Annotated in this window: 22 protein-coding genes and 4 pseudogenes; 16 read left to right on the forward strand and 10 right to left on the reverse strand. The window is 65.6% G+C overall.

Annotated elements, in window-relative coordinates:
* Positions 1-145: 145 nt before the first annotated feature.
* Positions 146-754: a hypothetical protein gene (locus T8T21_RS16100; protein ID WP_322337702.1), complete on the reverse strand. Its 609-nt coding sequence runs from the start codon at positions 752-754 to the stop codon at positions 146-148.
* Between T8T21_RS16100 and T8T21_RS16105 the strand changes: the two genes are divergently transcribed.
* A complete protein-coding gene (locus T8T21_RS16105) occupies positions 744-872 on the forward strand; it encodes a hypothetical protein (RefSeq protein WP_322337703.1) in 129 nt (42 codons plus the stop codon). The two genes, T8T21_RS16100 and T8T21_RS16105, sit on opposite strands and share 11 nt — an antisense overlap.
* 809 nt (positions 873-1,681) lie before the next feature.
* Here the strand turns inward: T8T21_RS16105 and T8T21_RS16110 are convergent.
* Together T8T21_RS16110 and T8T21_RS16115 are read right to left on the reverse strand one after the other, a co-directional pair.
* Positions 1,682-2,263, reverse strand: coding sequence for a hypothetical protein (locus T8T21_RS16110; RefSeq protein ID WP_322337704.1), 582 nt, complete (start codon positions 2,261-2,263; stop codon positions 1,682-1,684).
* Between the two features lie 40 nt (positions 2,264-2,303).
* Positions 2,304-2,780, reverse strand: coding sequence for a hypothetical protein (locus tag T8T21_RS16115; protein WP_322337705.1), 477 nt, complete (start codon positions 2,778-2,780; stop codon positions 2,304-2,306).
* A gap of 684 nt (positions 2,781-3,464) precedes the next feature.
* On the opposite strand from T8T21_RS16115, the gene T8T21_RS16120 reads away from it, so the two are divergent.
* The 5 genes from T8T21_RS16120 (at position 3,465) to T8T21_RS16140 (ending at position 8,952) form a co-directional block, all read left to right on the forward strand.
* Positions 3,465-3,827: a hypothetical protein gene (locus T8T21_RS16120; RefSeq protein ID WP_322337706.1), complete on the forward strand. Its 363-nt coding sequence runs from the start codon at positions 3,465-3,467 to the stop codon at positions 3,825-3,827.
* A 245-nt stretch (positions 3,828-4,072) separates the two neighbouring features.
* Entirely contained in the window at positions 4,073-4,555 is a 483-nt protein-coding gene (locus tag T8T21_RS16125) for a helix-turn-helix transcriptional regulator (RefSeq protein ID WP_322337707.1), read from the forward strand.
* Positions 4,556-4,760: 205 nt separating this feature from the next.
* The gene (locus T8T21_RS16130; RefSeq protein WP_322337708.1) at positions 4,761-6,596 is read left to right on the forward strand and encodes a site-specific integrase; all 1,836 of its coding nucleotides are present in this window, start codon (positions 4,761-4,763) and stop codon (positions 6,594-6,596) included.
* Positions 6,589-8,292, forward strand: coding sequence for a hypothetical protein (locus tag T8T21_RS16135; protein WP_322337709.1), 1,704 nt, complete (start codon positions 6,589-6,591; stop codon positions 8,290-8,292). The genes T8T21_RS16130 and T8T21_RS16135 overlap by 8 nt, the downstream gene beginning before the upstream one ends.
* A 246-nt stretch (positions 8,293-8,538) precedes the next feature.
* Entirely contained in the window at positions 8,539-8,952 is a 414-nt protein-coding gene (locus T8T21_RS16140; protein WP_322337710.1) for a hypothetical protein, read from the forward strand.
* Positions 8,953-9,367: 415 nt separating this feature from the next.
* On the opposite strand, the gene T8T21_RS16145 is transcribed toward T8T21_RS16140, so the two are convergent.
* From T8T21_RS16145 to T8T21_RS16155, 3 genes and pseudogenes are all read right to left on the reverse strand, one after another.
* Positions 9,368-9,961: a hypothetical protein gene (locus T8T21_RS16145; protein ID WP_322337711.1), complete on the reverse strand. Its 594-nt coding sequence runs from the start codon at positions 9,959-9,961 to the stop codon at positions 9,368-9,370.
* 136 nt (positions 9,962-10,097) lie between these two features.
* Positions 10,098-10,679 carry a hypothetical protein gene (locus T8T21_RS16150; RefSeq protein WP_322337712.1) on the reverse strand — a complete coding sequence of 194 codons (582 nt, stop codon included), beginning with the start codon at positions 10,677-10,679 and terminating at the stop codon, positions 10,098-10,100.
* Between the two features lie 260 nt (positions 10,680-10,939).
* A pseudogene (locus T8T21_RS16155) lies at positions 10,940-11,791 on the reverse strand (IS3 family transposase); the annotation flags it as partial.
* 65 nt (positions 11,792-11,856) lie between these two features.
* On the opposite strand from T8T21_RS16155, the pseudogene T8T21_RS16160 reads away from it, so the two are divergent.
* The 3 genes and pseudogenes from T8T21_RS16160 to T8T21_RS20890 all read left to right on the forward strand — a co-directional run.
* Positions 11,857-12,786: pseudogene (locus tag T8T21_RS16160) on the forward strand (IS110 family RNA-guided transposase); the annotation flags it as partial.
* 92 nt (positions 12,787-12,878) lie between these two features.
* Positions 12,879-14,138, forward strand: a complete 1,260-nt coding sequence (locus T8T21_RS16165) for an IS256 family transposase (RefSeq protein WP_322337585.1) — start codon at positions 12,879-12,881, stop codon at positions 14,136-14,138.
* A gap of 30 nt (positions 14,139-14,168) precedes the next feature.
* A pseudogene (locus T8T21_RS20890) lies at positions 14,169-14,303 on the forward strand (IS110 family transposase); the annotation flags it as partial.
* A 226-nt stretch (positions 14,304-14,529) separates the two neighbouring features.
* Here the strand turns inward: T8T21_RS20890 and tnpA are convergent.
* Positions 14,530-14,793: pseudogene (gene tnpA / locus T8T21_RS16170) on the reverse strand (IS66 family insertion sequence element accessory protein TnpA); the annotation flags it as partial.
* Positions 14,794-15,245: 452 nt separating this feature from the next.
* On the opposite strand from tnpA, the gene T8T21_RS16175 reads away from it, so the two are divergent.
* From T8T21_RS16175 to ggt, 6 genes are all read left to right on the forward strand, one after another.
* Positions 15,246-15,872 carry a YcbK family protein gene (locus tag T8T21_RS16175; RefSeq protein ID WP_322337714.1) on the forward strand — a complete coding sequence of 209 codons (627 nt, stop codon included), beginning with the start codon at positions 15,246-15,248 and terminating at the stop codon, positions 15,870-15,872.
* Positions 15,873-16,088: 216 nt separating this feature from the next.
* The gene (locus T8T21_RS16180; RefSeq protein ID WP_322337715.1) at positions 16,089-17,087 is read left to right on the forward strand and encodes an IS30 family transposase; all 999 of its coding nucleotides are present in this window, start codon (positions 16,089-16,091) and stop codon (positions 17,085-17,087) included.
* A gap of 195 nt (positions 17,088-17,282) precedes the next feature.
* On the forward strand, positions 17,283-17,444 hold the full coding sequence (locus T8T21_RS16185; protein ID WP_322337716.1) for a hypothetical protein: 162 nt from the start codon (positions 17,283-17,285) through the stop codon (positions 17,442-17,444).
* 302 nt (positions 17,445-17,746) lie between these two features.
* On the forward strand, positions 17,747-18,103 hold the full coding sequence (locus tag T8T21_RS16190) for a TA system antitoxin ParD family protein (protein WP_322337717.1): 357 nt from the start codon (positions 17,747-17,749) through the stop codon (positions 18,101-18,103).
* Entirely contained in the window at positions 18,100-18,687 is a 588-nt protein-coding gene (locus tag T8T21_RS16195) for a zeta toxin family protein (protein WP_322337718.1), read from the forward strand. The genes T8T21_RS16190 and T8T21_RS16195 overlap by 4 nt, the downstream gene beginning before the upstream one ends.
* A gap of 256 nt (positions 18,688-18,943) precedes the next feature.
* Positions 18,944-20,737 carry a gamma-glutamyltransferase gene (gene ggt / locus T8T21_RS16200; RefSeq protein ID WP_407660143.1) on the forward strand — a complete coding sequence of 598 codons (1,794 nt, stop codon included), beginning with the start codon at positions 18,944-18,946 and terminating at the stop codon, positions 20,735-20,737.
* Between the two features lie 53 nt (positions 20,738-20,790).
* Here the strand turns inward: ggt and T8T21_RS16205 are convergent, their stop codons facing one another.
* The 3 genes from T8T21_RS16205 to T8T21_RS16215 all read right to left on the reverse strand — a co-directional run bounded on the left by T8T21_RS16205 (position 20,791) and on the right by T8T21_RS16215 (position 24,196).
* Complete coding sequence (locus T8T21_RS16205) at positions 20,791-21,891, reverse strand: aminopeptidase P family protein (RefSeq protein WP_322337720.1); 1,101 nt, start codon at positions 21,889-21,891, stop codon at positions 20,791-20,793.
* Positions 21,892-21,953: 62 nt separating this feature from the next.
* On the reverse strand, positions 21,954-23,540 hold the full coding sequence (locus T8T21_RS16210; protein WP_322337721.1) for an ABC transporter substrate-binding protein: 1,587 nt from the start codon (positions 23,538-23,540) through the stop codon (positions 21,954-21,956).
* A 29-nt stretch (positions 23,541-23,569) separates the two neighbouring features.
* Entirely contained in the window at positions 23,570-24,196 is a 627-nt protein-coding gene (locus T8T21_RS16215) for a cupin domain-containing protein (protein WP_322337722.1), read from the reverse strand.
* A 226-nt stretch (positions 24,197-24,422) separates the two neighbouring features.
* Here T8T21_RS16215 and T8T21_RS16220 point away from each other — a divergent pair, with 226 nt between their 5' ends.
* A complete protein-coding gene (locus tag T8T21_RS16220) occupies positions 24,423-25,445 on the forward strand; it encodes an ABC transporter permease (protein WP_322337776.1) in 1,023 nt (340 codons plus the stop codon).
* The last annotated feature ends 5 nt before the right edge of the window (positions 25,446-25,450 follow it).

The following is a 25,450-nucleotide window of genomic DNA, read 5'->3' on the forward strand; positions in this document are numbered from 1 at the left end:
ACTCGCGTGTCCGAAGCCCTTTGGGCGGGGGCCCTTCATCTCCGGTGAATGATGCCACTGGGAGGCAGGTCCTTGGCCCCTGGGCGAGCGATACATCCTGCACCGCTCGCCCCAACGCGCACCTTCAGTTGGTCGTGCGGGATTGCTACAGAGCGTGGGCGGGTAACGTGGTCATCTTCATCGATGACAGCTCGATCGGCGCAGGAAGCTCGATCGTGTAGTACTGATAGTGGGGATTGATCCCGCGCAGGAAGTCAAAGAGTGCCTGCAGTTGGGCGATGGTTCCTCCAGCGACATCCGGAGTCGGCTCGGCATGCATCAGCACATGAACGGCGGTAAGGGCGCCCGGACCGCGGTCGCCGCCCGCCTTGAAGGCGACAGCGACCGTGAAGGTCTTGAAATGCATCGTCTCGTACGGGCCGTTGGCCCAGCCGAGCTGGGTAAGATAGTAGCTGGCGGGGCGATGGCTGCGAAACCAGGACGTCTTGAGGGCGCGGACCGCCGCCCGGGCGCCGGACTTCAAACTGGTGAAAGCGCCATCGCAGCTGCGGCCATCGCCATTCGCAACGATGGCACACAAATACTCCGACACCGAGCCGCTGGGATATTGCGGCCCGGCGCCATGACCAAGGATGATGCCGAGAATGTCGCCCTGGGCCGCGCTCTGCAGGGAATGCAATTCGACAGTGCAAGGGCTGGGCAGTTCGGGCTTGAGTGGCGGCACGAACGAGAAAGTGGGGGTGATGGTCAGCATGGTCGTCTCCATTAAAGAACGTGTGGGTCACAATCCGAAACTGGGTTCATCCGGCGGCGGCGAAAAACCGAACCGCAACTTTTCTGAAAAAATTTTCGCCGCATGCGCCTGGTTGTAGAGTTGGCACGAGATCAGACGTAGAGAGAGAGAGACACTGCGTGTCTCCGGCCGGACCACGCTGAACAGAAGCCCATGAACAAAGCGGTCTTATCCGACGCGTATCGGGCAGAAGGTACTGGGCTTGCCCGCGCGATCGAGACGGCCTGCTCTTCGGCTCTTCGGCTCTTCGGCTCTTCGGCTCTTCGGGTCGGTACCTTGCGTGAATGCTTCTGGACGTTGCCCTTTGCGCGGCCGAGGATCATGACACCAGCTCCGAAGGCGTACTGGCGACATCAGCAAGACAGGCATTTGCGGTTCATCGAGCGGCGTCACCGGGCAGCCTCGTGCCAACACCGCCCCTTTGCGGCATGCGCAAAGGGGGGACATGGCAGCGTACGGGGAGCCGAATACGCGCTGTGCCTATCAAGCTATCTTGGCGGCTGCTTCCGGCGGCAGAATACTTCTGCCCCTGCTCGTTGCCCCCTTCCGCATTGATCTCGCTATCTTCTTTGCCTTTTAGGCAAAGTAGTCTCGCATGCGCTTGACGCGCCACCGAGCCCCGGCCGCTGGCCCGCGTGCCTTGCGATCTTGGCGTTCCGTTGTAGGGCGGCCCCGAGGGAAGGGAGGATCGATCAACTGTACGGTCGACCCTTGAGGCCGGAAACCGGGGATTTTACGTCTGCCCTACCAGGAAAGCTGCAATCGGGGCTGATGTCCCCTCTCGCGACAGGAAATGGCCGAAGAGGTTCAGTCGACGAGGATTGCCCAGGGGCGAACTGTGGGATTTGGTTTCGAACCGCCCGCAGGAAGACTTGGGCTGGTCATTCCTCACGTTGGCATCGACCGCAGGATCGGCACCCCGGAAAGATGTTCGCACAGATCGATCTGCGCCCTGATCTTGCGCTGGCGACTGGGGGCAGAGCGCGAAAGATCGTCCTCTGCGATGAACAGTGCCGCAGGCTGGAGCGTCGACGTGAGCAGGGCCGGCGGTCTATCAAACGCGTGAAACTCCTCGAGCCAGATGAGCATCAGTACGTCCGGGGAGTGGATCAAATTGAAGCGCACTGGACCCACTTCCCCTGGCTCAAGGAACTCGCAGGGAAACTCCTGGAAGATCTCCCAATCATCATCGATGGCCGCCATACACTGAGCATGGCGGGGCTTGCTATGGGCGGAAAGTTCGCAGAGGCGATCCGCCCGGAAACCCGAGGCGGTTTTCACGACATGCAGGGTCGCTCCGATAAAAGGGCTGCAGTCGAGCATGCAACCGGATTGGCGCAGGGCCACGACGTCGCCCGGCCGGGCCGCCTCGTTCGAGGCAATCGTGGCGGCCATCAGGGTCTTGGGGGTTCGGCCGTGCAGTTCCTGCACGGGAACGATCGGGCAGTGGTAGGGGGTCAAAGAGGTCATGGGTGATCCAGTCGAAGCAAGGGAAACATGGAGGCGGCGATCAGCCGTGGAAAAGATCGGGATTGTTCAGCGCCGCGCGGATATCGGCTGACCGGAGCTCGACAATGTGGAAGAGGCAGTGCGTCAGCCCTATGAAGGGGTTGGCGGTGTCGCGCGTGTCGAAGCGCAGATCGGCGAGCATCGGCAGATCCGATGCCGCGGTCAGACCCTCGATCTCGAAACTCGTCACGTCGCCCGCGACGTCGGTCTCAAGATGAAGACGCAGCGTGATGTCCCCGCCGAGCCCGCTAAAGGCAAGTTCTGTTAGGTCCGCAGAGATCCGCCGAGCCCCGGTACATGGCGCGGAGCACAGCGTGTCGTGCAAACCGATATACCCGAACAGCCAGGCCTCGAGCGGCAAGCCCTTGTAGCCTTCGCGGCCTAGAGTGGCCCACTTGTCGAGGGAAGCTGTCGAGGAGGTGGTGTTGTCCGTCGTGAGGGCGGCAGCGAAGGAGGACGCTGCGGGAAAGCTGGTCATGGATGGCTCCGTTCTCGATCGTGACGGCACCAGCGCCGTCCAGAAGTAGATCGGACCGTTTTTCATGACCGGAAAAGAAATCGTCGCTTGTAAGACTGTTCCTGTCTTTTTGGATCGAGATAGGCGGCAGGGCGCCATCGGCTGCTCGACGGGGCGTGCGTCCGGCAAGGCCGCCGGACCGACCCGCCTCAGGCCGGAAGCGTGATGCCGTGCCCGGGCTGGGGTCTTCCTTCAGACACCGGGTTTTTGCGTCCGGTTTCCGGGTTTCTGCGTCCGTTGTACGGGTTTTTGCGTCCTTGGCCCGGTTTTCTGCGTCCCTGGCCCGGGTTTCTGCGTCCCGGTGACCCGCAAGTCCCTGTCGCAGGATGACAATTCTGCCCCCTGAATAAGAAGAACAAGAAGAATCCCAGGAAATAGCCGGCCGCGCCGCCTTCGGCCGCGCTGACGGCTCGGTATGGGGTGATCGTCGGGGTCTGACAGGGTTGGGCGCAGCCTTCCCTACCGGAGCCGGCCGAGAGAGGCTCACCGGCCTCACCTGCCTGGCGCATCTCCCGCCGAAGCCGGCCACCTGCGGATGCGTGACATTTTTTGGGAAGGTCGGCTTTTCCGTCGCCTGCGACATCGACCCAGATCCTGTCCACGCACCGATCGGGTGCGCATTCGAACCTTCAAGGGATATGGCCCATGGGTCTTGATGTGTATTTCGTCGTCCCCGGAGAAGAGGAGATCATCCTTGGTCTCCGCAATCACCACGACTTCTTCTGTCTGATCGGGGCTCGGAGGCCCCCTTTGGCTTATTTCGGCTCCGACGACCTGCTGATCGACAGCTATGTGCTCGAGGAGGTTGCGGCCCAGCTGCAAGAGGAGATGCGGGAGGCCGGTCTGTCGGAAGACGACATTCCCGCCGAAGTGCCCGAGGCCTTCTGGTACCGCGATGGCCGGGAGATCGAGTGGACGGAGGTCCTGCCTGTCTATGCCCGGATCACGCTGGACCTGATCGATGCCGTCGAAACCCACGGCACCCTGATCTGCGCTTTTTCGGCATAAAGCGCGGCGTCAGTCAGGAATACGGCACGGAGGCCCGGGGCCCTGGTCCCCCGGGCTGTCATGTGACCCACCTGAGCGCCCGCTGCGCTGATCCCCCGGGGAACTCCGGCACCGGACCCGTCCGATCGATGCGCCGTAAGGCGGGCGCCTGATCGCGCCTCCGGAGGGGGGACGCGGCACGGCAGGCAAGAATTGCGACATGGCCATTTTTGGCGGCCGTTCTGGGGGCCTAATTCCCCCGGGCCATGCTTGACACACCCCTCACCCGCGCCGATCTCGTCACCTTTTTCAGCCTTGCGCCGAAGCCTCCTTCGATGGACCCGGACAAGCGGCCGGACCCCCGGCCGCTGACCCGTGTGCTGCGGGATCTCGGCATGGCCCTGCGGGGTGGGACCACCCGCTGGCCGGTCGTCTGGCGCGCCCTGGGGTTGGCCGAAGAGCAGGACCCCGCGCATCACGCGGCGCTGATGACGCCGCTGCTGACCGCCCGCGAGGTGGCCGATCTCGTGGGCGTGCTCGACCCCTCCATCATCTATCGCTGGGCAAAAGGTAAGGTGCCGCAAGGCGCCGGGCCTTTCCCGTGCGCGATCGATCTGTCCGGGGGGCGCAAGGACGCCCGTGCCAAGCGGTGGCGCCGAGCCGAGGTGTTGGCCTGGCACATGGGCCAGCCTCAGCCCCTCTACGCCAAGCCCGCCCCGGTCTTCGGCACGATCCGGCCCACCCCATGATCCGCGTCATCTCCCGCACGTCCCGTGCCCGGGACACACCGATCGGCGCCATGAAGACCGAACCCGCGCCCAAGCGACCGGGACACAGACGCCCGGTCGGTTTCACCGGCGGCAACCTCGAAGGCGTGTGTGTCCGGCACGCGCTTTGGCGACCGAAAGCGCGTCCAGACGACCCACTTGTTTCTCAACAGAAAGGACACGAGCCATGCTCGATCTGACCGGCCAGGCCGGCCCTGCCAAACGGCCTATCGCACGGACCATCGCGTCGACGGTGACGGGGCCGACGCTGGCCGAGCTGCAAACCCATGTCGCATCGCGCACCGACCTGTCGGCCACCACCCGCGCTCGCTATCTCACCGCGATCGAGAAGGGGGGCGAGCGCCTCAACAAACCGCTCGGCATGATTCCGGCGGAGCTGGCGCTGGTCGAGGAGCGGTTTCCGCTGACCGGGTTCGACCCCGAGCACTGGTCGAGCCACACGGCCTACACGCTCTTTCGCCGCAGGCTGCAGGCGGCGCTGCGCGAGTTCCTCGGCGTGCATGCCGAGCAGGCGCGGCTGCGGGCGATGCAGGACGACTGGAGCCGGCTTCTCGCGGCCATCACACCGCTCACCGAGGGCAAGGTCGGACAGGGGGTGCGCTGGCACCCGATGAAGCTCGCCGCGCTGAAGGCCTTCGCGCTCGTCGCCCGAGCCCAAGGGTGGCAGCCGCGCGATCTCGACCTCGCCCGGGCGCGGCAGCTCGACGAGATGTATCAAGGCAACAAGCGGGAGGCCAATCGCCGTGCGCTCGCCCGGCTCGACGAGCTGCGACAGTTCCCCGAGCTCACGCACTGGCTACCGCCGCACCCGATCGGCTTTACGCCTGACACGCGCGTGCCCGAGCTGACGCCGATCGCATCGTCTTGGAAGGCCCAGATCGGGGCTTGGGTTGACGCCCTGACCAAGTCCGGCTGGGACCCGGTGACGCAGAGCTTCGCCGACGATCACCAGGGCCATGCCCATGTCCTGCGCAGCGCGCTGCGCACCACGCTGCGGATCGCTCTCGAAAAGGGGCTTGTGTCCCCGCACACCGAGGACCTCACGCCGCTCCTTGCCGATGACGAGGCGATCTGCACCCTCGCCGGGGAAATGTTCGCCCGGCGGCATCGGTCGAAGCGGACCGGCCATCTCGAGCCGCGCACCGCGCGCAAGTATCTCAAGGGGCTCAACCAGCTCAGGGCGCAGCTCGGTATCGACACAAGCCTTCTCTGCCAGGTGCTGGCGAACAACAAGGATGCGCGCGAGGGCAAGAAGACCGACCGCCGGATGACGCCGAAGAACCGTGGCTTCTGCGAAAGCCTGATCGACAAGAAAGCGCTTCGGAAGCGCTTCCTAACGTCGTACGAGGTGCTGCGCGCCGAGGCGGAGAACCTGCTGGCGCAGGCCCTGTCGGAGCAGCGCGCGCTGACGGGCCATGAGCGCGCCAGGGTGCGACTGCTGGGGGCCAGCGCCTGCTTTGCGGCGATCGAGATCGGCGGCGCGCCGATCCGCGTCGACAATGCCATGCAGCTGACCTGCATCGGCGAAGACGCACAGATCCGCCTACCGAAAGCGCCAAGGAAGCCGATCAAGGTGCTGATCCCGGCAGAGCACACCAAGAACAAGGCGGAGATCGCGTTTCCGATCCGGACCAATGCCTATGGCTGTCATGACACCATCCTGTGGTATGCTGCGGTGATCCGACCGCTCTTTGCCCATGCCGAGACCAGCCCCTACCTATTCCCGGCCGTGACGGTGCCGGGGGCGCCGCTCAACGCCGACTATTTCGGGGCCGAGTTCTCGGCGCTGATGCGGTCGGTGGTGAACCTGCCGATGACCCCGCACCAGATGCGGCACGGCCAGACCTCGCTGCTGCTCGATCGCCACCCGAACGAGATCGAGGTGATCGCCAAGCGGATCGACGACACGCCTGGCACGCTGCGCCAGTATTACGGCTGGCTCAACGCCCTGAAGCTCGTCGAGCGCGGCCAGGATCTGCTGGTGGAGCTGATGCATGAGTAAGCCCTATGACACCCGCAACCGCGAGGAGATCCTCGCGGCGGACCATTTCGCGCCGTTCCGCGACACCCCCGGGCTCAGCGCGATCGGTATGCGTGAGCTGCGCACGCTCGATCGGTTCTTCCGTTTTGCCGATGGGCAGGGGATCACCGTGCCGGACGTCACCGACTTCCTGTCCTTCGTCGCGGCTGACACATCCACCCGTCGGCTCGACGACCTGCGCACCGCATTCGACCGTCTGCTGCCCGAGGACACACCCGTGCGCGAGGTGGTGCGCACGGCCATTCGTCAGAAGCGTCCGCGCAGCCGCAGCTGCGACCGGCGCGATCGGGCGGCACTGCGGGCCGATCCGCTGATGGCGACCTACCGCGACCAGCCTGCCTTCGACACGGTAGGGCTCGAGGATCTGCGCGTGCTGGCTCGGTTCATCGCCTTCACCGAGGCGCACGGCATCACCGTGCCGACGGAGGCGGACTACCTGGCCTTCGTGGCCGACGCCGCCTCGAGCCGTCGCCTGCGCAGCCTGAAGGCTGCCCTCGATGCGCTGCTGCCGGGCAATCCGGCGGTGCATGTCGTACTGGCGGGCGCGATCGCCCGCAAGGCGCCGCCGCGGTCCGCGCACAGGGGCGAGACCGCAAGGCCGCCGGCCGCACGGCGGGTCGATGCGGCCGATCTGCCCGAGACATGGCGCGCGCTTCTTCAGCGCATGCGCCTTGGCGCCCTGCCGCTGCACCAGGCCGCACCGGCGGCCTCGGTCATCGACAGCATGGAGGATGTCTTGCGCGAATACGCCCATGTGCAGCGCGAAGCGGGAGCGGAGGTGGCCATCACCGTCGAGGGCGTGCGGCGTCTCGAGGCGTCCCGCACCGCGCAGGCCGAGGCGCGGGAAGATCCGGCCTACAAGGCGCAGGGCAACCGGCCCGCCACTCGGCACACCGCCGTGATGCGGCTGCGTAAGTTCGGCGAGGCGCTGGGGCTCGAGCCGCTGGTGCTCTCGGCCCTGCGCCATCACGAGACCTGCCTGCGCCGCGAGCTTGGCACCGTGGTGCCGCTCAAATTCGGCCGGCTCGACAAGCTGCCCGCTCTTGCGGCCACGTGGGGCCTTGCCGCCGAGTTGCTCGCGAAAAGCGAGGCCACGCGGCGCCGTCAGACGAAGCTGCGGCTGCTGATCGAGGCGTCGGTCGTGGCGATCTGGACCCTGTTGCCGCTGCGCCTGGGTGACGGGCAGCTGCTCTGGGGTCGGGACGTGCGGTTTGACGGTGCGCGCTACCGCGTCGACATCGAGACCCGCAAGGAGGAAGAGCCCCTGCGCGGCAGGCTGCATGCGGTGCTGACGCCGTTTCTCGATGCGCTCGTGCTGCGCGGCATGGACCCGGTCTGGCTGCCGCAGATGCGCGAGCGGGCGATGGCCGAAGAACTGCCACTGTTTCGCGCGGGGAACGGGCGACAGCTGGCGGCGAGCTACCCTTCCCGTGTCTGGCAGCAGCATTTCGGCACCGGGGCGCATATTGCCCGTTCTCAGGTGCATTCTGAGCTCGGTCAGCTCGGTCCCGAGGGTGTGGAAGCTGCGCTCGCGCTCAACGCGCAGCGCGATCCCCGGACTGCCGCCGCCTACCAAAGTGCGGCCGTGGAGCGGGCCCTGCGCAAGCGCGGCCAGGACATGATCGACAGCCTGCTGGCAGAGTGCCGGGAGGCGTAAGCGGGCAGGGGAGCGAGCCCAGGCTGGCGCGCAGCTTCGCCTGGCAAAGATGTACGGCAATACCGGAAGCGCCGGCGGCGGCGATATCGCGGCAGGTGCCGGGACGCGGTCCTCGGGTGAGACCGCGCCCCCGGCCCCGGCCTGATGGAAAGGAGAAAAAAGGCAGGAGGGAGAGCGTATCGCTCCCCCGGACGGGAGCTCATTGACCAGCAGCTGACGCTGGCATTCCAGAACACGGAGTAGCCCATGACCATGCATGCCCCCGCATTCGTCGCCACCCATGCCCATAGCGCCGCCGCAGCCGAAACCGCCTTGGCGGAGTTCGCGCTGCGCCATGCCGAGGCGCTTGTGTCCGCCGCCGGCCATCTCGGTGACGTGCCCGCGGTGCGCCGCGCCGCCCGGTTGCTGCGCGACCTGCTCGACACGCCGCCGCTGACCCGGCGCCTGCGCACCGAGTTGATCGCATTGCACCGGCTGCTCTCCCTCGACGGTGTCGAGGACCTCGACAGCCTCGAGGCCGGATGCTTCGCCGCCCTCGACCCTGCCTCCCCGGTCATCGAGGAGATCTGCTTGCTGACCGATGGCCTGCGCGACCATCTCGCTGCCCTTGCGGAAGCGGAGGCGGGCAATCCGGTCTGGGACGCGCTGACAGCGGCCTGACAGGCCCGTCGCAGCCCCGCCGGGCGGGGCTGTCCTGACGTCCCCGGACAACACGAGAGACGACACGCCTGGCTGAAACGATCCGGCGCTCTTCGCGGTGCCGGGCTTGAGGGCCCTCGCGGCCCGAACGCCCCGGCCGGATCACCGGAGCCGGGCGCGCCGATGTTCCATCCTTCTGCTGCACCCTGTCGGCGCGCCATTTTCTCAAGACATTGGTCGGAGACCCGGACATGACGGGGCTATCGCTGCCGAACCGCCCTCGGTTGACCATGGGCTTTCTTGTTGACCGATGCTCCCACATGCAGCGCAAGACCAAGAGGGGGCCTATGCGCGTGTTCCAAGGTATGCGCGGTGGCTGTCGCGGTCCGTTAAGGTCGAAACAACCGTTGCAACCTGGAGAGGGGGGTCTGGTGTCCTATCGCCGGGCGACGATCCCGAACAGTATCAGGTCGGTGTCCTCCGGAGATCGGCGCATGTCAAAGCAAAGATCGTCGCACTCCATCGGATCGAAGTCCTGCCCTGCGACCATGTCGAGAATGGTGTTCAAGATAAAGCGGTTCCCTTCAGGGGCGCGCGTGATGTCTGCATCCTCGGACCTGTCGCTCTCGCTGCGCCAGAACGGTAGGATGAGTTGCCGCGGTCTGGAGGGGTCAAGCATCGCGCGGTAGCTTCTGCATGGCTCCAAGACGGCAAGGGCCAGATCATCGACCGCAGCCGTCCAGCCGTCGGGCAAAAGCATGCGCCGATTGCCGTTGTCGTCTTGAAGCCAGCGGACGTCCCACCGCTCACTGGCAAAATTATCGATGCCGTCGACGCTGACATACTCCCGCTCTGCGATGAGCCAGGCAAACGTCCCTGCCTCCTCATAAGCTCCGACGAGAGTTTGAGGTATTGGGGCCTTCAGGAAACTCGAGACTCTGTCAGCAAACTTCGCCGGGATGAAAAGTTCCTGTAGGAAGTGTCGCATGCCGAGGCTGCTGGTGAGGATGGTGGTGGTGATGCGGGACATGGGATTGTTCCTTCGGATGAAAGCGTGGCCATAGTTCGACCTGGGGAAAGAGCAGGCCTTGGATTAGTGCGATGGGAGAGGTGATGACGGCGGCCGGTCATCGGTCGTTCGCAGAGCTATCTGCACAGGCCGTGTGTCAGGTCAGCGTCGGGCGCAGGATCGGCACTTCAGAGAGCCATTCGCACAGATCGATCTGCGCCTGCAGCCTGCGCCGGTGCCGGGCACCAGGACGCAGGAGGTCGGCTTCCTGTACGAACAGCGTGGCCGGCTGGTGTGTGGACACAAGCAGAGTCGGCGGGGTGCCGAAGGCCCGGGCCTTTTCGAGCCAGATGAACATCAAGGCCCCCAAACAGTAGATCAGCTCGAGCCGCGCCAGCCCGGTTTCACCCGGCGCAAGGAATTCGGAGGGAAACTCTTCGAGGATCTCCCAATCGTCGTCGATGGCCGCCCCACATTGCGCGAGGCCGGGCCGGAGATGGGCGGGGAGGTCGCCGAGGCGCTCCTCGTGGAAGCCTGCGGCGGATGTCGTGACAGGCAGGGCCGCCCCGATCGAGAGACTGTTGTCGAGCATGCAGCCGGGCTGGCGCAAGGCCACGATGTCGCCCGGCCGGGCCGTTTCACCCAAGGTCAGCCTGGTGGCCAGCCGGGCCTTGGGGGTTTGGCCGTGCAGCTCTCCCACGGGGATGACCGGGCAGTGATAGGGAGTCGAAGAGGTCATGGGTGGGTCCGTTCCTGAGCGACGGCACCAGCGCCGTCGAAAAGTAGGTCGGTTCGTTTCCCGTGACCGGGTGAGAAAATTTCTGCTCAGGAGAGGAAAATTTCTGACTGCGCAGAATCTCCGTATTTGTTGGAGATCGGCCAGCAGGTAGAGATCGTGCGAAGATCCATCGGATCAGACACGTTCAGGGACAGATCCTGACCGCCGGACCAAAACATCCGATCGAATGCAGGTTGACCCGCTCCCCTGAGAGTCCTCGTTTATAGGTTAGCTCTGTTCAGGGTTTGGTCGTTTTCGGCCCGGTGGTGATACTCGCGGGGCGTCAGCCCGTCGAGGCTCGTATGGGGGCGGTGGTGGTTGTAGTCGTCCCGCCAGGCCTCGATCAGCTGACGGGCATGGCGCAGGTTCGAGAACAGGTGCTCGTTCAGGCATTCGTCGCGCAGTCGCCCGTTGAAGCTCTCGACGAAGCCGTTCTGCATCGGCTTTCCCGGGGCGATGTAATGCCATTCCACCTTGCGGTCCTCCTGCCATTTCAGGATCGCATTGCTGGTCAGCTCCGTGCCGTTGTCGCTGACCACCATGCAAGGATAGCCCCGCAGTTCGGCGATCCGGTCGAGCTCACGTGCCACCCGCAGGCCGGACAGCGGGGTATCGACGACGGCTGCCAGGCATTCCCGGCTGAAGTCGTCGATCACGCAGAGCACCCGGAACCGCCGGCCATCGGCGAAGCTGTCGGATACGAAGTCCAGGCTCCACCGCTGGTTCGGCCCCTGCGGGATCGCCATGGGCGCCCTTGTCCCGATGGCGCGTTTGCGGCCGCCGCGCTTGCGCACGGTCAGCCCTTCCTCGCGGTAGAGCCGATACAGCTTCTTCCAGTTCAGCACCCAGCCCTCCCGCTCCAGCAGGAGGTGCAGGCGGCGATAGCCGAAGCGTCGTCGCTCGCCGGCAAGTGCTCGCAGCCGTCGGCGCAGTTCCTCGTCGGAGGGTCTGGTGGGTCGCCGCCGATACACGCGCGGGTCGATCCCGACCAAGGCGCAGGCGCGCCGCTGCGAATAGCTTTTCTCTGTCATGGCCCAGTCCACGGCACGTCTCCTCGAACCAGGCCTCAGAAGTAATGGGATGGTCCGCCCCGCATCCAGGCATAGCCTTTGTCGCTATAGGAGAAGGAGGATAACGGATGCGCATCAATCCCAAACCGGAAGCCGCCGTCTACGGCATCGACCTTGGCAAGAAAGTATTCCATCTCGTCGCACTCGATGCAGGGGGTCGGCCCATCCAGAGAGCCAAGTTCACCCGCGACACGCTCCTGCGCTTCTTTGCGTCAGCCACGGCTGCACGGGTGGGCATGGAGGCTTGTCCCGGCTCCCAATGGCTTGCTCGGAAGCTTATCGAGCTCGGCCACGACGCCTGCATCATCCCCGCAAAGTTCGTGAAGCCCTATGTGAAGTCGAACAAGACGGATGTGGTGGATGCCGAAGCCATTGCCGAAGCGGTGACCCGTCCAACCATGCGCTTCGTCCAGGTGAGAACGCCCGAGCAGATTGATCTGCAAGCACTGCATCGTATCCGCGATCGACTGATCCGCAGCCGGACCGCGCTGATCAATCAAGCCCGCGCTTTCTGCCTTGAATATGGTTTGGCAATGCGAACCGGCGCCGGCGTGTTCCATATCGACATCCGGCGCCATCTCGACTGCACAGAGAACGATCTGACTGACATCATGCGCGCGATGCTGCGTGATCTCCTCGACGATCTCGACCACCTCGAGCGGCGCATTGCGGAGATCTCGAAGGCAATCGAAGCGACGGCCCATACCGACGAGGTCGCACGTCGTCTCATGACCGTGCCCGGAATTGGACCGTTGGGCGCCACCGCCCTCATGGCTGCGGCCGGGAATGGGTTGCAGTTCCGCAAGGCGCGGGACATGGCCGCCTGGCTCGGTCTCGTGCCCGCCGAGCATTCCACTGGCGGCAAGCAGACCCTTCGCGGGATCAGCAAGCGAGGCAACGGCTATGTCCGACGCCTGCTCATTCACGGAGCGCGATCATGCTTCCTGCACCTCGATCGCGAGAAGCACGCGCTCGGCCGGTGGCTGAGGGCACTCGAGCTATGGCTGAAAATGGGTGATGCGGCCTGAGAAGGCGGCGTATCGTGGCGGGTGCTGAAGCCTGCCAGAACCTCCCGAAGGAGCGATACGCCATGAAGAACGATACTGACATCATCCCGCTTCGTCAGCCCCATTCGCTGGACGATCCCCTGACCGAGATCGCCCGTGAGGGGGCGCGCCGGATGTTGGCTGCGGCCCTGCGGGCGGAGGCGGATGCCTTCGTCGCAGAGCTTGCCGAAACCCGCCTGCCAGATGGGCGCCAGCGCGTGGTTCGGCATGGCTACGGCCCCGAGCGTGAGATCCAGACCGGGATCGGCGGGCTCGCAATCAGGCGGCCGAAGGTCCGGGATCGGTCAGCGGAGAACGAAGCGGATAAGATCCGGTTCACATCCGCGATCCTGCCGAGGTGGGCGCGGCGCTCGCGCAGCTTGGACGCGCTGTTGCCGGTTCTCTACCTCCGCGGCATCTCGACCGGGGACTTCCAGGAGGCGCTCGCGGCCCTGCTCGGCGAGAACGCCCCGAACCTGTCGCCTGGCGTGCTGGCGCGCCTGACCGGTGAATGGGAAACGGAGTATGGGCGCTGGCAGCGCCGCGACCTCGCCGCGCGTCGTTACGCCTATGTCTGGGCCGACGGCGTCTATCTCCAGGCCCGAATGGAGCCGCAGGCCGAATGCATGCTGGTTCTCATCGGCGCGACGCCGGAAGGAAAGAAAGAGCTCGTGGGCTTTCAGGTCGGCATGCGCGAGAGCGCGCAGAGCTGGCGCGAGCTGCTAGTCGACCTCAAGGCGCGTGGCCTGACCTGCGCGCCCGAGATCGCTGTCGGCGACGGCGCGCTCGGGTTCTGGAAGGCGCTCGACGAGGTATTCCCCAGCACCAGGCACCAACGCTGCTGGGTTCACAAGACGTCGAACGTGCTGAACAAGGTCCCCAAGTCCCTCCAGCCCGCCGTCAAAGCCGACCTGCGCGAGATCTGGCAGGCCGAGACCCGTGTCGCCGCCGAGGCTGCGCTGGACGTCTTCGTCGAGAAATACGGCGCGAAATACCACAAGGCCGCAACCTGCCTGACCAAGGACCGCGAGGCGCTGTTGGCGTTCTATGATTTTCCCGCCGCGCACTGGGATCATCTGCGGACCTCGAACCCCATTGAAAGCGTGTTCGCCACCGTCAGGCACCGCACCGTCCGCACGAAAGGTGCGCTATCCCAGAAGACGGCTCGGCTGATGGTCTACAAGCTCGTGCAAGCCGCCGCGAAGGGGTGGCGTCGCCTGAAGGGCGCCAACCAGTTGCCAATGGTGATCGAGGGCGTCAAATTCACCGACGGCGTCCTCGACGCCAAGAACCGCGCCGCCTGATCAAAGCGCGTCACCCAAATTCGGGCATAGCTCAGGGCACTCGAGGGGCGCACGCATCGCAACAAGGCGGTTGTGGCGCTGGCGAACAAGATCACACGGATTGCTTGGGCGATCCTTACGCGGCCCGGGCAACTCTATCTCCGCTCGAAGGGAGCTGCTGCCTGACGCCGACTGCCCACCGATTGCAGGAGGCACGATGACCAAACGGCTGATCAGCCACGGGTAAACCATTCGCAAAAAAGCGGGACGCGATCCCGTAGCAACTAATCTGGAACCCGAGGCGCGGATCTCATCAAGGCCTGGCCGCCAAAAGCGGCCCACTGATCAGAGGCCGGATACATTTACGCAAGCCTGAATGGCATCGCGCAGCTTGCAAGCGCGGGGCGGACCATACATTTTTTGCGAGCATTTCCTTGAGCGTGGCCATGTCCAGCATCTGCTCCGCCAACATCTTCTTCAGCTTCGCATTCTCGGCCTCCAGCGCCTTCAGCCGCTTCGCGTCCGGCACTTCCATGCCGCCATACTTCGAGCGCCACTTGTAAAAGGTCGCATCACTGATCCCGTGCTGTCGGCACAGCTCCTTCACCCCGAGCCCGGCTTGGTGCTCCTTCAAGATGCGGATGATCTGCTCCTCGCTGAACCGGCTTCTTCTCATCGTCTGTCTCCTCGCTTGGGGAACAGGCTAACTTCAAAGCGCGGACATTTCAGGGGAGCGGGTCAGCGCCAGCGGTCGCCATTGGTCATAACTTCATGGGCAAACGCGAACGCGGGCTTGGACAAATGCTCCAGTCGCCGTGTTCATGCCCGAGTGTCCAATTGAAACGTAGGCCAGTTCGGGTGTCGTGATGAGCAGAAGGAGGTTCAGCGCCGCCATCCTTATAGAAAGCATCGCCTTCCAGACTGGCCGCCAAATCACAGGGGGCACAGTTCGGCGATGTCGTACCTGAGAGCAAGGCAACCGCTGCGGCTCGGCATCATTCAGGCGCCACCGGCCCGATCCGTCTTGTCCGAAACATTGGTCTGTCGCATGCTTCACTTCTGGAAGTCGCTCTCGACAGCGTCTTTTTCGAGATCCCGGGAAACGGGGCCGAGCAGTGATGAGGAACCATGGAAACAGGCAGCCCCTCCGCGGGCCACGTCTCTCGACGCAAACTTGTCTGCACTCTTGGCGCGAGCCTTGCTGTGCCACTCCTTTCGGGCTGCGCCGCGCGTGGCTACGAGAAGCTGCCCCCGCCCACGCGGTCCGGCACCCGACTGGACTACGTGTTTCCGCGCGGGGACAGTTACCTCGATATTACGAACGCTCATACCGGCGAGCGGAAAGCTCTGCGGTTCATGAAGGGCAACCGCGCCGACCGGCGCGCCCTGCGTCAGCTCGATTGGTTGTTCCGGGATTGGCGCGACGGGGAGGCTCCGAGCATAGACCCCAGAATTTATTGGGGCTTGGCAGCGATCTCGGACGAAGTGCGGCGGCAGGGGCATTCGGGCCAGATCACCCTGCTGTCGGGTTTTCGCACGCCGCAAACCACAAGGTTCTTGCAGCAACGCGGGACGGGCGCCTCGTCCAACAGCTATCACATGAGGCGCCGTGCCGCAGACATCCAGTTTGCGGGAATTCCGACCGATCAAGTGGCGGACATCGCGGAATGGCTGCAAGTCGGGGGCGTCGGCCGCTACCACGGCTCGGATTTCACACATATCGATTCCGGACCGATCCGGACTTGGCGTGGCTGAAGCTATCCGAATCCGCTGGTACTTCTGAGCCATTCGAGCGCTGGCCGATGGAAAACTGGCTGCGGTTTGGGATCCGAGAGGATGCCAAAACAAGCGAAACCGGACGCACAAAAGGTACATAACGCCTATTACGCGGTAACTGCTATGGGAGCAGGCACTTTCTAAACTGGGTTGCGACAAACGCTCTATCCTGTCGCAAACACAGGAGTTTGGAAGATGGCCCACCGCGAGCTGGATCTACGAGAACGGCGTCTGGTTGAAGACCTTCTACAGGCGAAGATGTCCGTGGCAAGTATTGCGGCGAGATTGTCCCGCCATCGCTCGACGATCTACCGCGAGATCCAGCGTAACCGGTTCCAAGACAGCGAGCTGCCCCATCTCAGCGGCTACTACGGCATGCTGGCCCAGAAACGGGCCGCCGAGCGCCGCCATAGGCGTCGCAAACTGATCCGGATGACGGCCCTGCGCGAGGCCGTCATCGATCGCCTGAAAGCTGGTTGGTCACCCGAGCAGATCGCCGGGCGGCTACGCTTCGAAGAGCATCGCAGCACCATTTGCCATGAAACGATCTACGCCTTCGTCTACTCGCAGGACGGCCAGAGCCAGGACCTGGCGCGTCACCTCCCCGAGCGTCGCCGCCAGCGCAAACCTCGCTACGCCCGTCGGCCCCGAGGCCCCGTCTTTCCATTGGAACGCGCGATCCAGAACCGGCCGGACGACGTCAACGATCGTAGTGGGTTCGGAGACTGGGAAGGCGATTTGATGATCTTTCGCAAGGAGTTGGGCAAGGCCAACGTGGCCTCGCTGGTGGAGCGCAAGACCCGCTATGCCGTCCTGTTCCGCAACAACGATCGCAGCTCCAAGCATCTGATGAACCGTCTGATCGCCCTGCTGTCGCCTCTGCCCCTGTCCGCACGACGCTCGATCACCTTTGACCGGGGGCTCGAGTTCAACCGCTGGCGTGATCTGAGAATGGGAATGGGCACCGAGGCGTGGTTCTGCGACCCGCAGGCACCTTGGCAGAAGGGCTCGGTCGAGAACCTGAACAAGCGCGCCCGGCGCTATCTGCCGCGCGATACGGCCATCGCCGCATTGTCAGACCACGCGATGGCGGAGATCAGCACGCAGCTGAACGCCACGCCAAGACGCTGCCTCGGCTACCGGACACCCGCCGAGGCCTTCGCTGAGGAACTCCGTAAGCTCGACCTATCCTGAACCCGTGTCGCAACCAGCATTGAATTTACAGCAGCGCGCGCTACTCCCAACTGCGACTCTTGTCTGAAAACAATGCCCTATCAAGCAGGAGCTTTCCAGTATGAGGGGTGTTTACGCGCAGCTGACGAGGGTAATACGGCATAACCGCTGAACCATTTCCGCGAGCTCAGACGCAATCATGTCCAGGAGCCCTGCATGGCGAAGGTCCTGGGCTACTTCGCGATGGCCGCGCAGCTGAGAACCAGCGATCGCCGCGCCCGGCAGCACAACCGGCTGAATGCCACGCCCCGCAAACCCCTCGGATGGGAGACCCTCGCCGAGGTGTTCCCTGCCAAGATGCTGGAGAAGAGGACGTGAGCGCCCTGCCCTGAACCCATCAAGGAGTCGCGGTTCAAGTATCGCTCACAACCGGTGCCGGCGTACCGATTTTTGTACTTTTCATGGTGGCGGCAATGACTGATCCGGCACTGATACACGTGGCCCCCGCTATCACCGGGTACAACAGTGCCTCGGTCAGATCCGGCGCATCAGCCGCCACGGAGGTCTTGCCGCCTGCGCACTGAGGGCGCCCGAGATTTGGCGACACTAGCGCCGCCGGCCCTCCAACCTTGATTTCCGGGTAGCATTTTGCTACCTTTTCGGCAAGCAAGGAGGCGAAAATGGCGCAATCCGTGAAACTTGCCGATGAGGTCATGAGCCTTGTCCGGCGTGAGGCGGAGCTTCACAGCCGTTCGGTGGCCGGGCAGATCACTCATTGGCTCAAGATCGGTCGGGCGATCGAGCAATCGGGCAATTATGACCACAGGCGCATCACCGCGGCGCTCGAGGGGCGGCTCGCCACCACCGAGCTGAGCGAGGAGGAGGAGAGCGCCTGGCTCGACGCCTTCACCGAGAAGATGGGCCAACCTTCCGAGGCCGAAAAGGCCTTTCATGCGGACCGTCAGGCCCTTGGCCGGGGCGTCGGGCTCGATGCCGGCGGCAATCTCGTCTGGGCCACGGATGACGCCGCCGCATGAGGCCCAGCCTCGTCCTGCTTGCCGGCCCCAACGGCGCCGGCAAATCCACGCTCTATCAGACTCGCGTCGCCCCGAGTTTCGCGGGTCCTTTCATCAACGCCGACATCATCCAGCGCGACGAGTTGCGAGATCCGTCGATGGACGCCGCCTACGAAGCCGCGCGGATCGCCGAGGCGCGGCGCGACGAGATGATGGCCAAGGGCGCGAGCTTTGCGACGGAGACGGTCTTTTCCCACCCCTCAAAGCTCGGGATCATCGAGACCGCCCGGGCGCGTGGCTACATCGTCGTCGTCATGCATGTCGGGGTAGACAGCCCGGAGCTATCGGTCGAGCGAGTGCGGAGCCGCGCTGGCGAGGGAGGGCATGACGTTCCCGAAGACAAGATCCGCGCTCGCTATGAGCGCAGCGCGCCGCTCGTCCGCGAGGCGGTTCTGCGCGCCGACAGCGGGATGGTCTTCGACAACTCCCGCTTGAACACGCCGCCGCAGCGGATGCTGGTCTTCGCGAAAGGCCGTCTCGCTCAGGTCGCGCCGATACTGCCGCGCTGGGTGCTCGGGACCTATGCCGCCGATCTCGGCAGCTGAAGCTTCGGGCCGGGTTCCGGATCGGTCGTCTTGCGGCACGACCGCCCCGCACCCGGCGACGGCGCCGTCGGGTCAGACGCTCCGGACGGCGGGAGGCCACGGTTTCCTCCAAAGGCCTTCGGTCATCACCGACCTGACGGGCGTTGCGCGGGCCTGCCGGCGCGGCACGCAGCCGCCCACCGACCTGCCCCAAGGGAAAGGCGCTTGCGGAACGGGGCCACGGCGTCTTTCATGGTGACAACATCGGGAGGAGCGCATGATGAGACATTCCACTTTCCTGATCACCATTCCGCTGGTGCTGGTCGCAGGGCCCTTGGCCGCGCAGCAGGCCGCCGACGCCATCACCACCGAAGGCACGTCCTCGGGGGAGATCGCCGGGCTGTCGGAAGCCGCCCGCGCCGCGATGGAGGCCAAACAGGCAGGCCAGCCGGTCGAGGCGCAGGATTGGATGGTCGCCGCCGCCAATCCGCTTGCCGTCGAGGCGGGCGCGGAGGTCTTGCGCGCGGGCGGCTCGGCCGCCGATGCGATGGTCGCGGTGCAAGCGGTGCTGGGGCTGGTGGAGCCGCAAAGCTCGGGGCTCGGCGGCGGCGCGTTCCTCGTCTGGTACGACGCCGAGAGCGGCGCGCTGACGACGCTGGACGGGCGAGAGACCGCGCCGCTGGCCGCGACGCCGACGCTGTTCCAGGACGAGAGCGGCCAGCCCCTCGAATTCTTCGACGCGGTGGTGGGCGGACTTTCGGTCGGCACGCCGGGCACGCCGCGCCTGCTAGAGACGGCGCATGAGAAATGGGGCAAATCCGACTGGGCCGGGCTGTTCGACGCGGCCATCGCCCATGCCGAGGAGGGCTTCGAGGTCTCGCCGCGCCTCGCCACGCTGGTAGCGGAGGACGCCGAGCGGTTGCAGCGCTTCGAAGCCACGGCCGAGTATTTCTTGCCAGGCGGCACGGCCATCGCGCAGGGCGACACGCTCAGGAACCCCGACTACGCCGAGGTGCTGCGCGCCATCGCCGAGGGCGGGGCGGATGCCTTTTACGAGGGCAGCATCGCCTCCGACATCGTGGCCGCCGTGCAGGGAGCCGAGGGCAACCCCGGCGTGCTCTCCGAGCAGGATCTCTCGATCTACGACGTGGTTGAGCGCGAGGCGGTCTGCGCCGCCTACCGCGACTACGAGGTCTGTGGCATGGGGCCGCCCTCGTCGGGCGCGCTCACGGTGGGGCAGATCCTCGGCATGCTTGAGACCTATGATCTCGCCGCGATGGGACCCGAAAGCGCCGAGGCCTGGCGGCTGATCGGCGATGCCTCGCGCCTCGCCTTCGCCGATCGCGGCCGCTACATGGCCGATAGCGACTATGTGCCGATGCCGACCCAAGGCCTCGTCGATCCGGGCTATCTCGCCGAGCGGGCGGCGCTGCTTTCAGGCGACGACGCCCTGCCCGAGGTCGCGCCCGGAAGCCCCGAATGGCAGCATGCGATGCTCTGGGGCGACGACGCCTCGATCGAGCTGCCCTCGACCTCGCACATCTCCATCGTCGACAAGGATGGCAACGCGCTGTCGATGACCACGACGATCGAGAACGGCTTTGGCTCGCGGCTTTTCGTGCGAGGGTTCCTGCTCAACAACGAGCTGACGGATTTCAGCTTTGCCACGCATGAGGAAGGCCGGCCCATCGCCAACCGGGTCGAGCCGGGCAAGCGGCCGCGCTCGTCGATGGCGCCGACCATCGTGATGCAGGGCGACGCGCCCGCGCTGGTGATCGGCTCGCCCGGCGGCAGCCGGATCATCGGCTATGTGGCGCAGGCCATCGTCAACTGGGCCGACTGGGGCATGAACGTGCAGGAGGCGCTGGCCGCACCGCATCTGGTCAACCGCTTCGGCACCTTCGACCTCGAAGCCGGAACGAGCGCCGAGGCGCTTGAGGCCCCGCTCAAGGAGATCGGATACGAGACCGATATCCGCGACCTGACCTCGGGCCTGCACGCGATCGAAATCGGCGAGACGCTGAAGGGCGGCGCCGATCCGCGCCGCGAGGGCATCGCGCTCGGGGAGTGAACTGCCGGTCGCAGACCGGGCGTGACCGGTCTGCGACCACGCCCGTCGGCAGGTCAGGCCTCTCGCAGCGCGCGCGACAGACCCGACAGGATCTCCGCCCCGTCCTCGCGCAGGATCACGATGTCTTCGAGCCGGACACCGAAGCGACCTTCGAGGTAGATCCCCGGCTCGATCGAGAACACGCAGCCCGCTTCGAGCACCGCCTCGCTGGTCGCGGAGATGTAGGGCGGCTCGTGGACATCGAGGCCGAGTCCGTGGCCGGTCCGGTGCACGAAGCGCTCGCCGTAACCCGCCTCTTCGATCACGCCACGCGCGGCGCGGTCGATCTCGGCGGCGCGCACACCTGGGCGGGCGATGGCGAGGGCGGCCTGCACCGCGCGCTCGACCACCCCGGCCACATTGAGGAATTCGGGGTCGGGCGCACCCCCGAACCATCCGCAGCGGGTCATGTCGGACGGGTAGCCCATATGCCGGCAGCCGCTGTCGATCAGCACCGCCATGCCGGGGGCGAGCCTGGTGTCGCCGGTATGGTGATGCGGATAGGCGCCGCTTTCGCCGAAGCCGATGATGGTGAACTCGGCCCGCGCGCCATGCGCCTTGTAGAAGGCGTGGATGATATCCTGCAGGTCCAGTTCGGTCATGCCCTCGCGCAGCGCGTCGAAGGCCGCCGTAACGGCGGCGTCGTTGAGCGCTGCGCTGGCCTTGAGCGCGGCGTATTCGGCCGCGTCCTTGGCGGCGCGCAGCCGGCCCAGCGTGTCGGCGCTGAAGCGATGGCGCGGCGCGTCGAGCGCCCCCAACAGGCGCAGCGCGAAATCGGCGCGCATGGTCTCGTCGAGCACGACCGACAGACCGGGGGTGGTGGCGCCGCACTCGGTCACAAGCGCGGCGAGCGCGGCTTCGGGGCCCGCGTCGTCGGTCCAGCAGTGCAGCGAAAGATCGGTCACGCGGCGGGCGGCGGCGGCGTTGAGCGCGGGCATGAGGAAGCCGGCGTGGTCGAGGCCGACCAGCAGCATCACCGGACGCTCGTCACCGTGCGGATCGAGGCCCGTAAGCCACATCATATGGCTCGACGGGCCGATGGCGACGAGGTCGGTGCCGGTATCGCGCATCAGCGTCCGCAGCCGCGCGAGGCGGTCGGCATGGGGGGAGGTCATGGAGGATGTCCTTGTGGTGGGTCCGACCGCCCGCGCAACGCGGGCGGTCGGGGGCGGCCGGATCAGTTCTTTTCGACCAGCCGGTAGAACACGAAGTCCGAGGTCGCGCCGTTGACGTAGCCAGAGACGTCATCGTCCATCGCCACCTGGTAGGAGGCCTGGAACATCACGACGATGGGGCTCTCCTCCTGCGTCTTCTTCTGCAGCTCGCGATACATCTCGAGCCGCTTCTCGGGATCGCTCTCGGTCAGCGCCGCGCGGGTCATCTCGTTCATCTCCTCGGGCACCGCCCAAGCGTTGCGCCAGGTGGTGGTTGCGGCATAGGCGTCGTCGGAGTTGTCCGAGTTGTAGGCGAAGGCCTTGGCGTTGGAATGCGGGTCCATGAAGTCGGGCCCCCAGTAGAGCAGCATCGCCTCGTGGCTGCGCTCGCGGTACTTGGTGATCACCTGGCTGCCGGTGCCGGGCAGGATCTCGAAGTTGATGCCCGCATCGGCGAAGCTCGCCTGAAGCGACTGCGCCATGTCGGTGAAGGGGGCGGCGTTGATCACGTCGAGCGAGACGGTGATCGGCGTCTCGATCCCGGCCTCGTCGAGGATCTGCTTGGCCTTCTCGGGGTCGTAGCTGTAGGGCGTCTCGTCGTAGGAGCCGGGGAAGCCCTTGGGCCAGAAGGCCTGGTGGATCTCCATCTGGCCGTCGACGATGCTGTCGGTCATGCCGGTGTAATCGACGAGGTAGCGCGCCGCCTCCCAGACGGCGGGTGGCGTCAGGCTCTCTGTCTTCTGGTTGAACGACAGGAAATGCACGGCGGCCTGCGGGAAGGTCTCGACCTTGATCTCGTCCGACGAGAGCGAAGCGATCTGGTCCGGCGTCAGGTTGCGCGCCATGTCGACATCGCCCTGCTCCAGCAGAAGCTGCTGCGTCGCGGCCTCGGCCACGTGCTGCAGGATCAGCCCGTCGATCTTGGGCGCGCCCTTGAAGTAGTCGGGGTTGGCTGCGAGCCGCACAAGCTCGGCCGGGCGGTACATCTGCAGCGAGAAAGGCCCGGAGCCCGCGGCGTTCTCGTTGAGCCAGGCGTTGCCCATGTCGCCGTCGGTCTCGTGCTCCATCACCGTCGCCATGTCGACGATCGAGGCGGGCCGCGCGGCCAGCACGTTCAGCACGAAGGCGGGCGAGAATTCGCCCTCGTAGCGGATGGTGACGGTGTTGCCCTCGGCGGTGACCATCTCGTCGACGTTCTCGGGGGTCCAGCCAAGCTGCGCGAGAATGAAGGCCGGCGTCTTGTCGAGCTTGATGACCCGGGCGAGCGAGCCGGTCACGTCTTCCGCACGCACCGGGTTGCCCGAATGGAACACTGCGTCGTCGCGCAGGGTGAAGGTGATGGTCTTGGCCTCGGCGTCGGTCTCCCATTCGGTCGCAAGACCGGGGGCCAGCACGGTCGGATCCTCGGCGTCGTATTGCACGAGGCGGTCGTAGAGGTTGGTGACCAGTTCGCCCGAGGTGAACTCGTAGGCCTGCGCCGGGTCGATGGCGACGATGTCGTCGATGTTCTGCGCCACGACGAGCAGGCCGGCGGGCGTTTCGGCCCAGAGCGGGCCCGCCAGCGGCAGCGCCAGCGCCGAGGCCAGCAGCGCGGATTTCAGGGTCTTCATCTCACTCTCCCGTTGGTTGGTCCTTGTCGTCACTTGATCAGGCGCGGTGGCGCGTCGCTGCGCCGTGCGCCCGCGCGGTGCAGCACGCCGAGCGTACCGGTCCACAGGATGCGGGCGGGCCGGTCGGTCGTGTTACGCCAGGCATGCGGGGTCGCGCCCGAGTAATGCAGGCTGTCGCCCGCGCGCATGTGGAAGGTCTCGTCGCCCAGCACCTGCTCGATCTCGCCCTCGAGGATGACGATGATCTCCTCGCCCTCATGGTGGACCAGCTCGGAGACGTGGCCCGCCGGCACGTGCAGCATGTAGGAGGACAGCTCGGAGCCCGGAAACTCGTGGCTGATCTGCTCGTAGACCAGATCGGAATGCGCCAGCGAGAAGCGTGGCCGCGCGCCGTCGCGGGTCAGCGCATCGGCGGGACGGGGGGTGGCGATGAAGTAATCGAGCCCGACATCCACGGCCTCCGCGATCTGCGCCAGCGTTCCAAGCGAGGGCGCGGCATTGTCGCGCTCAACTTGGCTGAGATAGCCGACCGAAAGCCCGGCGCGTTCGCCCAGCTGCTTGAGCGTCAACCCGAGCTGCTTGCGGCGTTTGCGGATCAGCGGCCCGAGCGGCGCGAGCGGCGCGCCTTGGCTGGTCTGGTGGGCGGTACGGGGCATGGGGCAGCGGGGCTTTCCGGATCGGAGCGTGTCGAACGCCACAAAAATTATTTTGATGTAAGCAAAAGTTTTTGCTTGAACCAAGAAGAATTTGCGGGCGTGCTGAAGAAACGTGGCCCGCATCTCGCGGGCCGTGACCCGTGGCAGCGCCCCGGCCGGGCGGCGCCTGATCCGAGGAGACGCCGTGCCAGCCGTGCCCCGATCACCGACCCTCCCGGCGCAGGCGCTGCGCCGCGCAAGCCGTTTCGCGGCGCCGCTTGCCGGGTTCGTCGCGCTGACCGCGCTGACCTTTCTGGGGCTTCTGGCGATCACCTTCTTCATCGGCCGCGTGGTGCCGATCGACCCGGTGCTCGCCGTGGTCGGCGACCGCGCCACGCAGGAGCAATACGAAGCGGCGCGGCAGGCGATGGGGCTGGATCGGACCCTGATCGTGCAGTTCGCCGATTACGTCTGGCAGGTGATGCAAGGCGATCTCGGGCGCTCGGTTTCGACCAACCGACCGGTGGTCGAGGATCTGGCCCGGGTCTTTCCCGCGACGCTGGAGATGGCGACGATCGGCATCGCGATCGGCGTGGCCTTCGGCGTGCCGATGGGGGTCTGGGCGGCGGCGCGGCAGGGCACATGGGTCGATCAGGTGATCCGGGTGCTGGCGCTCCTGGGCTATTCGGTCCCGGCTTTCTGGCTCGGTCTCGTCGGGCTCGCGATCTTCTATGCCGGTCTCGGCTGGGTCGCGGGGCCAGGGCGGATCGACATCTTCTATGACGGGATCGTGCCGCCGGTGACGGGCTTGCTGCTGGTCGACAGCCTGATCGCGGGCGACCCCGGCATCTTCGCCAACGCGCTGAGCCACATCGCGCTGCCGGCGACGATCCTCGGCTTTTTCTCCCTCGCCTACATCGCGCGGATGACCCGGTCCTTCATGCTCGACCAGCTGAGCCAGGAATACGTGGTGACGGCGCGGGTCAAGGGCCTGCCCGAATGGCGGGTGATCTGGGTCCACGCCTTCGGGCCGATCCGGGTGCCGCTGATCACGGTGATCGGTCTGAGCTATGCGGGGCTGCTCGAAGGCTCGGTGATGATCGAGACGGTGTTCTCCTGGCCCGGCATCGGCAACTACCTGACCGTGGCGCTTCTCAACGCCGACATGAACGCGGTGCTCGGCGCGACGCTGGTGATCGGCGCGGTATTCATATTCATCAACCGCATTTCGGACGTGCTCTACCGCGTCCTCGACCCGAGGAGCCGCTGATGCAG

It is taken from the genome of Limimaricola variabilis (assembly GCF_034371605.1).
Lineage (GTDB): Bacteria > Pseudomonadota > Alphaproteobacteria > Rhodobacterales > Rhodobacteraceae > Limimaricola > Limimaricola variabilis.

What these genes read in the sequence shown, in the direction of transcription:
- T8T21_RS16105 (WP_322337703.1), top strand. Translation starts at nt 744, where the DNA reads ATGGTCAGCATGGTCGTCTCCATTAAAGAACGTGTGGGTCACAATCCG.
- T8T21_RS16100 (WP_322337702.1), bottom strand. Translation starts at nt 754, where the DNA reads ATGCTGACCATCACCCCCACTTTCTCGTTCGTGCCGCCACTCAAGCCC.
- T8T21_RS16110 (WP_322337704.1), bottom strand. Translation starts at nt 2,263, where the DNA reads ATGACCTCTTTGACCCCCTACCACTGCCCGATCGTTCCCGTGCAGGAA.
- T8T21_RS16115 (WP_322337705.1), bottom strand. Translation starts at nt 2,780, where the DNA reads ATGACCAGCTTTCCCGCAGCGTCCTCCTTCGCTGCCGCCCTCACGACG.
- T8T21_RS16120 (WP_322337706.1), top strand. Translation starts at nt 3,465, where the DNA reads ATGGGTCTTGATGTGTATTTCGTCGTCCCCGGAGAAGAGGAGATCATC.
- T8T21_RS16125 (WP_322337707.1), top strand. Translation starts at nt 4,073, where the DNA reads ATGCTTGACACACCCCTCACCCGCGCCGATCTCGTCACCTTTTTCAGC.
- T8T21_RS16130 (WP_322337708.1), top strand. Translation starts at nt 4,761, where the DNA reads ATGCTCGATCTGACCGGCCAGGCCGGCCCTGCCAAACGGCCTATCGCA.
- T8T21_RS16135 (WP_322337709.1), top strand. Translation starts at nt 6,589, where the DNA reads ATGAGTAAGCCCTATGACACCCGCAACCGCGAGGAGATCCTCGCGGCG.
- T8T21_RS16140 (WP_322337710.1), top strand. Translation starts at nt 8,539, where the DNA reads ATGACCATGCATGCCCCCGCATTCGTCGCCACCCATGCCCATAGCGCC.
- T8T21_RS16145 (WP_322337711.1), bottom strand. Translation starts at nt 9,961, where the DNA reads ATGTCCCGCATCACCACCACCATCCTCACCAGCAGCCTCGGCATGCGA.
- T8T21_RS16150 (WP_322337712.1), bottom strand. Translation starts at nt 10,679, where the DNA reads ATGACCTCTTCGACTCCCTATCACTGCCCGGTCATCCCCGTGGGAGAG.
- T8T21_RS16165 (WP_322337585.1), top strand. Translation starts at nt 12,879, where the DNA reads ATGAAGAACGATACTGACATCATCCCGCTTCGTCAGCCCCATTCGCTG.
- T8T21_RS16175 (WP_322337714.1), top strand. Translation starts at nt 15,246, where the DNA reads ATGGAAACAGGCAGCCCCTCCGCGGGCCACGTCTCTCGACGCAAACTT.
- T8T21_RS16180 (WP_322337715.1), top strand. Translation starts at nt 16,089, where the DNA reads ATGGCCCACCGCGAGCTGGATCTACGAGAACGGCGTCTGGTTGAAGAC.
- T8T21_RS16185 (WP_322337716.1), top strand. Translation starts at nt 17,283, where the DNA reads ATGGCGAAGGTCCTGGGCTACTTCGCGATGGCCGCGCAGCTGAGAACC.
- T8T21_RS16190 (WP_322337717.1), top strand. Translation starts at nt 17,747, where the DNA reads ATGGCGCAATCCGTGAAACTTGCCGATGAGGTCATGAGCCTTGTCCGG.
- T8T21_RS16195 (WP_322337718.1), top strand. Translation starts at nt 18,100, where the DNA reads ATGAGGCCCAGCCTCGTCCTGCTTGCCGGCCCCAACGGCGCCGGCAAA.
- ggt (WP_407660143.1), top strand. Translation starts at nt 18,944, where the DNA reads ATGATGAGACATTCCACTTTCCTGATCACCATTCCGCTGGTGCTGGTC.
- T8T21_RS16205 (WP_322337720.1), bottom strand. Translation starts at nt 21,891, where the DNA reads ATGACCTCCCCCCATGCCGACCGCCTCGCGCGGCTGCGGACGCTGATG.
- T8T21_RS16210 (WP_322337721.1), bottom strand. Translation starts at nt 23,540, where the DNA reads ATGAAGACCCTGAAATCCGCGCTGCTGGCCTCGGCGCTGGCGCTGCCG.
- T8T21_RS16215 (WP_322337722.1), bottom strand. Translation starts at nt 24,196, where the DNA reads ATGCCCCGTACCGCCCACCAGACCAGCCAAGGCGCGCCGCTCGCGCCG.